General features: G+C 63.7%; 6 protein-coding genes. 5 read left to right on the top strand and 1 reads right to left on the bottom strand.

From position 1 onward, the window contains the following. The 5 genes from AC3AYF_RS17470 to glmU form a co-directional block, all read left to right on the top strand. A partial coding sequence (locus tag AC3AYF_RS17470) for a F0F1 ATP synthase subunit alpha (RefSeq protein WP_487780091.1) occupies positions 1-572 on the top strand: 572 nt, incomplete at its 5' end. Positions 573-650: 78 nt separating this feature from the next. Beyond that, on the top strand, positions 651-1,541 hold the full coding sequence (atpG, locus tag AC3AYF_RS17465; RefSeq protein ID WP_295040208.1) for a F0F1 ATP synthase subunit gamma: 891 nt from the start codon (positions 651-653) through the stop codon (positions 1,539-1,541). An 81-nt stretch (positions 1,542-1,622) separates the two neighbouring features. Next, positions 1,623-3,002, top strand: coding sequence for a F0F1 ATP synthase subunit beta (gene atpD, locus AC3AYF_RS17460; protein WP_487780090.1), 1,380 nt, complete (start codon positions 1,623-1,625; stop codon positions 3,000-3,002). A gap of 112 nt (positions 3,003-3,114) precedes the next feature. Then, on the top strand, positions 3,115-3,540 hold the full coding sequence (locus tag AC3AYF_RS17455) for a F0F1 ATP synthase subunit epsilon (RefSeq protein WP_149435123.1): 426 nt from the start codon (positions 3,115-3,117) through the stop codon (positions 3,538-3,540). A 168-nt stretch (positions 3,541-3,708) separates the two neighbouring features. Then, complete coding sequence (gene glmU, locus AC3AYF_RS17450; RefSeq protein ID WP_295040213.1) at positions 3,709-5,097, top strand: bifunctional UDP-N-acetylglucosamine diphosphorylase/glucosamine-1-phosphate N-acetyltransferase GlmU; 1,389 nt, start codon at positions 3,709-3,711, stop codon at positions 5,095-5,097. 320 nt (positions 5,098-5,417) lie between these two features. Here the strand turns inward: glmU and AC3AYF_RS17445 are convergent. Beyond that, on the bottom strand, positions 5,418-5,753 hold a 336-nt coding region (locus AC3AYF_RS17445), incomplete at its 5' end, for a DUF1615 family protein (RefSeq protein ID WP_487780089.1).

Here is a 5,753-nt window from a genome sequence, read left to right as displayed (position 1 = left end):
TGACCGCGCTGCCGATCATCGAGACCCAGGGTGGTGACGTCTCCGCGTTCGTTCCCACCAACGTGATCTCGATCACCGACGGCCAGATCTTCCTCGAGACGGGCCTGTTCAACTCCGGTATCCGTCCGGCGATCAACGCCGGTCTGTCGGTATCGCGCGTGGGCGGGTCGGCGCAGACCAAGATCATCAAGAAGCTGGGCGGCGGTGTGCGTCTGGCGCTCGCGCAGTATCGCGAGCTGGCCGCGTTCTCGCAGTTCGCGTCCGATCTCGACGAGGCGACCCGCAAGCAGCTCGAGCACGGCCAGCGCGTCACCGAACTGATGAAGCAGAAGCAGTATTCGCCGTTGTCGGTGGCCGAGATGGGCGTCACGCTGTACGCCGCCAACGAAGGCTTCCTGGACGACGTCGCGGTCGACAAGGTGCTGGATTTCGAGCGTGCCCTGCACGACTACATGAAGTCCGAGCACGCCGATCTGCTCGACAAGATCAACCAGAGCGGCGGCTACGACGACGAGATCCAGCAGGGTCTCAAGTCGGGTCTCGAGTCGTTCAAGTCCACTCAGACCTGGTAAGTGGCGCGGCCCGCTCTCGTCGCATGACGAAGCGGGCCGGCCCGCCCGACTGAGCGGCATGAATCAGGGTGATCCGAGATGGCAGCTGGAAAAGAGATCAAATCCCAGATTGGGAGCATCAAGAACACGCAGAAAATCACCAGCGCCATGGAAATGGTCGCTGCGTCGAAAATGCGTCGGGCTCAGGAGCGCATGGCGGCCAGCCAGCCCTATGCCAAACTGATCCGCCGGGTGGTCGGCCACGTCGCCAAGGCCAACCCGGAATACCGTCACGACTACATGATCGAACGCGACGTCAAGCGCGTCGGTTATATCGTCGTCTCCAGTGATCGCGGGCTCGCCGGCGGCTTGAACGTCAACATGTTCAAGGCGGTGGTCAAGCACGCACGGGACTGGGACCAGAAGGGCGTCGGCGCCGACTTTGCGGCGATCGGCAGCAAGGCCGGTGGTTTCTTCCGCAAGCGCGGCGGCAACCTGCTGGCGGCCAAGAAAGGTCTTGGCGATGCGCCGGAGGCCCAGGATCTGGTCGGTAGCGTCAAGGTGATGCTCGATGCCTTCGACGAAGGCAGTCTGGATCGGCTCTACGTGGTGTACAACGAATTCGTCAACACCATGAGCCAGAAACCCGTCGTGCGTCAGCTGCTGCCCCTCGAGGCAGTAGGGGACGACAGCGAAGGGGACGAACAACCCGGTCCCGGTGATACGCACAAGAGCTGGGACTACCTGTATGAGCCGGATGCCAAGACCCTGCTCGATCACCTGCTGGTTCGCTACGTCGAATCCCAGGTGTACCAGGCCGTGGTGGAGAACGCGGCTTGTGAGCAGGCCGCGCGCATGATCGCGATGAAGAACGCGACAGACAACGCCGGCGATCTGATTGACGATCTTCAACTGGTGTACAACAAGGCGCGTCAGGCGGCCATTACCCAGGAAATTTCGGAAATCGTCGGTGGTGCCGCGGCGGTATGACGACATCGCCGTCTGCGCGACGGCGGTCTCGAGTACGGCTTGGCCCAACAGGTTTCATTTGCAGGTTTACGAGGAACCACTATGAGCGGACGTATCGTACAAATCATAGGCGCGGTGGTTGACGTAGAATTCCCGCGGGAGGACGTTCCCAGGGTCTACGACGCGCTGACGGTCTCGGGTAAAGAGGCCGTTCTCGAAGTGCAGCAGCAGCTCGGCGACGGCGTGGTTCGCGCCATCGTCATGGGCTCCAGTGAAGGTCTCCAGCGCGGCATCGAAGTGGTCAACACCGGTGCCCCGATCTCCGTGCCGGTGGGTACCGAGACGCTGGGCCGGATCATGAACGTACTGGGTGAGCCGATCGACGAAGCCGGCGACATCGGTGCGGACGCCAAGCGTATGCCGATCCACCGCCAGGCGCCGGGCTACGCCGATCAGGCGGCTTCCAGCGACCTGCTGGAGACCGGCATCAAGGTCATCGACCTGGTCTGCCCGTTCGCCAAGGGCGGCAAGGTCGGCCTGTTCGGCGGCGCCGGTGTCGGCAAGACCGTCAACATGATGGAGCTGATCCGCAACATCGCCACCGAGCACAGCGGTTACTCCGTATTTGCCGGTGTCGGTGAGCGTACCCGTGAAGGTAACGACTTCTATCACGAGATGGACGAGTCCAACGTTCTCGACAAGGTGGCGCTGGTCTACGGTCAGATGAACGAGCCGCCGGGCAACCGTCTGCGCGTCGCCCTGACCGGCCTGACCATCGCCGAGAACTTCCGTGACGAAGGCCGTGACGTACTGCTGTTCGTCGACAACATCTACCGCTACACCCTGGCCGGTACCGAAGTGTCGGCGCTGCTGGGTCGTATGCCGTCGGCGGTAGGCTATCAGCCGACGCTGGCCGAGGAGATGGGCGCCCTGCAGGAGCGTATCACCTCCACCAAGACCGGCTCGATCACCTCCGTCCAGGCCGTCTACGTGCCCGCGGATGACTTGACCGACCCGTCGCCGGCGACCACCTTCGCCCACCTGGACTCCACCGTGACGCTGTCGCGCTCCATCGCCGAACTGGGCATCTACCCGGCCGTCGATCCGCTCGACTCCACCTCGCGCCAGCTCGATCCGCTGGTCGTCGGCGAAGAGCACTACAACACCGCTCGCGGTGTGCAGAACGTGCTCCAGCGCTACAAGGAGCTCAAGGACATCATCGCCATCCTGGGGATGGACGAGCTGTCCGACGAAGACAAGCTGGCCGTGGCCCGGGCGCGCAAGATCCAGCGCTTCCTGTCCCAGCCGTTCTTCGTCGCCGAGGTCTTCACCGGCGCGCCGGGCAAGTACGTGTCGCTGCAGGAAACCATCCGTGGCTTCCAGGGCATTCTCAACGGCGACTACGACGACATGCCCGAACAGGCGTTCTACATGGTCGGCACCATCGACGAAGCCGTCGAGAAAGCCAAGAGCATGAAGTAAGGGAAATGCTGAATAAATCGACGAACAGGATGAAGCGCAACGCAGCGATTCGCCTGTGCAGTCATTTATGCAGTGTTTCCTAAGCCTGCAGACTCCCGGGAGATAAATCGCTATGGCCACATTTCAGTGTGACATCGTCAGCGCCGAGAAGGAGATCTTCTCGGGCAACGTCGAGCAGCTCATTGCTGCCGGCGTGGCCGGCGATCTGGGTATCCTGCGCGGTCACGCGCCGCTGCTGACCGAGCTCAAGCCCGGTCCGGTGCGCGTGATTCAGGAGAGCGGCGAAGAAGAGCTCTACTACGTCACCGGCGGCTTCCTCGAAGTGCAGCCGGACGTGGTCTCGGTGCTGGCGGATACCGCCACCCGAGCCAGCGATCTCGACGAAGCGGAAGCCGAGCAGGCGCGGCAGCATGCGCTGGCTTCGCTCAACGAGAAGCAGACCGAGCTCGACTACGCGCGTGCCTCCGCCGAACTGGCCGAAGCCACCGCCCAGTTGCGCACGCTGCAGCAGCTGCGTCGCAAGGGCGGCCGCGGCTGAAGCGGCAGGCGCGTCTGCCGAGGCAAGCGCTGGTGCAGTACCCGAAGGCGACTCCCCTGGAGTCGCCTTTTTCATGGCTCGCGTTCGGGTGCGACGATCGGATTTCTGCCGGATCGCCTCGACGCGCTAGAATGACGCCCGGTTTTCACTGATCGAAGGATTGACCCCATGACACTCGACGTCGTGATACTGGCCGCCGGCCAGGGCACTCGCATGCGCTCGAAGACGCCCAAGGTGCTGCACGAGCTGGCAGGCCGCCCGCTGGTTCAGCACGTCGTCGATACCGCAGCAGGACTGGAGGGCGCGCGCCTGCACGTGGTGGTCGGCCATGGCGGAGAGTCGGTGCGGGAGACGCTGGCGAGCGCCGGTTCGATGTCCGGCGATGGCGAACTCGGCTTCTGTGAACAGACCGAGCAGAAGGGCACCGGCCACGCCGTGGCCCAGGCGTTGGACAGTCTCGGCGACGGCAAGGTGCTGGTGCTCTACGGCGACGTGCCACTAATCCAGGCTCGCACCCTCGAGACGCTGCTGGATGGCGTCGACGAGCAGCACATGGCGCTGCTGACGGTGACGCTGGACGATCCCACCGGCTACGGCCGGATCGTGCGCAACGACAAGGGCGCGGTCATCGCCATCGTCGAGCACAAGGATGCCAGCGACAAGCAGCGCGCCATCCGCGAGTGCAACACCGGCATCATGGCGATGACCGCCGCGCAGTTGCGCCGCTGGCTGCCCGAGCTTTCCGCCGAGAACGCCCAGGGCGAATACTACCTGACCGACGTGATCGCCATGGCCGCGGCCGACGGCGTCGAGGTCACCGCCAGCCAGCCGAGTTCACCGGTGGAGGTCGAAGGCGTCAACGACCGCCGCCAGCTGGCGGCACTCGAGCGCGCCTATCAGCGTCGCCAGGCCGATCGCCTGATGACCGCCGGTGTTTCGCTGGCCGATCCGGAGCGCTTCGACCTGCGTGGCGACGTTACCGTCGGCCGCGACATCCGGATCGACGTCAACGTGATCCTGGAGGGTCGGGTGACACTGGAAGACGACGTCGTCATCGGTCCCCACTGCGTGATCAAGGACTCCATCCTGCGACGCGGTGCGGTGGTGAAGGCCAACAGCCACCTGGAGGGCGCCGAGATGGGCGAGGGCAGCGACTGCGGCCCGTTCGCCCGCCTGCGCCCCGGCACGCGGCTCGGCGCCAAGGCGCATGTGGGTAACTTCGTTGAGACCAAGAACGCCTCACTCGGCGACGGCGTCAAGGCAGGGCACCTGAGCTACCTGGGCGACACCGAGATCGGCCGTGACACCAACATTGGCGCCGGCACCATCACCTGCAACTACGACGGCGCCAACAAGCATCTCACGCGAATCGGCGAAGCCGTCTTCGTCGGCTCCAACAGCTCGCTGGTCGCCCCGGTCACCATCGGCAATGGTGCCACCATCGCCGCGGGTTCGACGATCACTCGCGAAGTGAAAGATGATGAACTGGCCATCGGGCGGAGTCGTCAGATCGTCAAGCAGGGCTGGCAGCGGCCGGTGAAGATGCCGAAGTCTTGATTCATTGTCTTTGGCGCTCATTCGAGTGAAAAGAGCTCACGACTGACGAGATCCTTACGACCCTTGTCGTCGTTATTGCGAGGGGCAAGCCCCTCGCGCTCCCCTTTTTCGCGCCACAGGCTCAAGAAATCCCGAGCGATTTTCGTCAGCGCTTCGGGTCGGCGCGCAAGGACGTCCCTGTCCCGGCGCGCCTCTAGCGACATCCATGTCGCTAGACCCGGCTCGCCGAAGATCGCTCGGGTTGAGCCTGGAAGGCGCTATCGGGTGGTTTCTTTCCGGCGACTGGAGAAACTTGCCGTTCAGAATTCAAATATTGGACATCAACGCCTCATACACTGCTGCCAGCGGTCGTCGACCCGCTTGGAGATCCACGCTGTGGTCAGGTTGCGGGTGATCTTGGGGCTCTCCAGCTTGATCCCCGGCAGGCGAGCGTAGGGGATGGGCTGACCTTCCTGCTGTTCTGCCAGCGCATAGACTTTCTCGTAGAGCGCGGTCCGTTCGAATTCGAGGGAATCCTCTTCTTCCAGCGCATCGCGCAGCTCGCCGTCGTCCTCTTCGCCGGCTTCGACGTACTTGGGTTCCAGCTCCATGCCGCATTTGGGACATGTACCGGGCTCGTCCTGCACCACCTCGGGGTGCATGGGGCAGGTGTACAG

This window comes from Salinicola sp. (assembly GCF_982684285.1).
The sequence above is the reverse complement of the archived record's forward strand: the minus strand, read 5'-3'. Positions and strand labels throughout refer to the sequence as shown.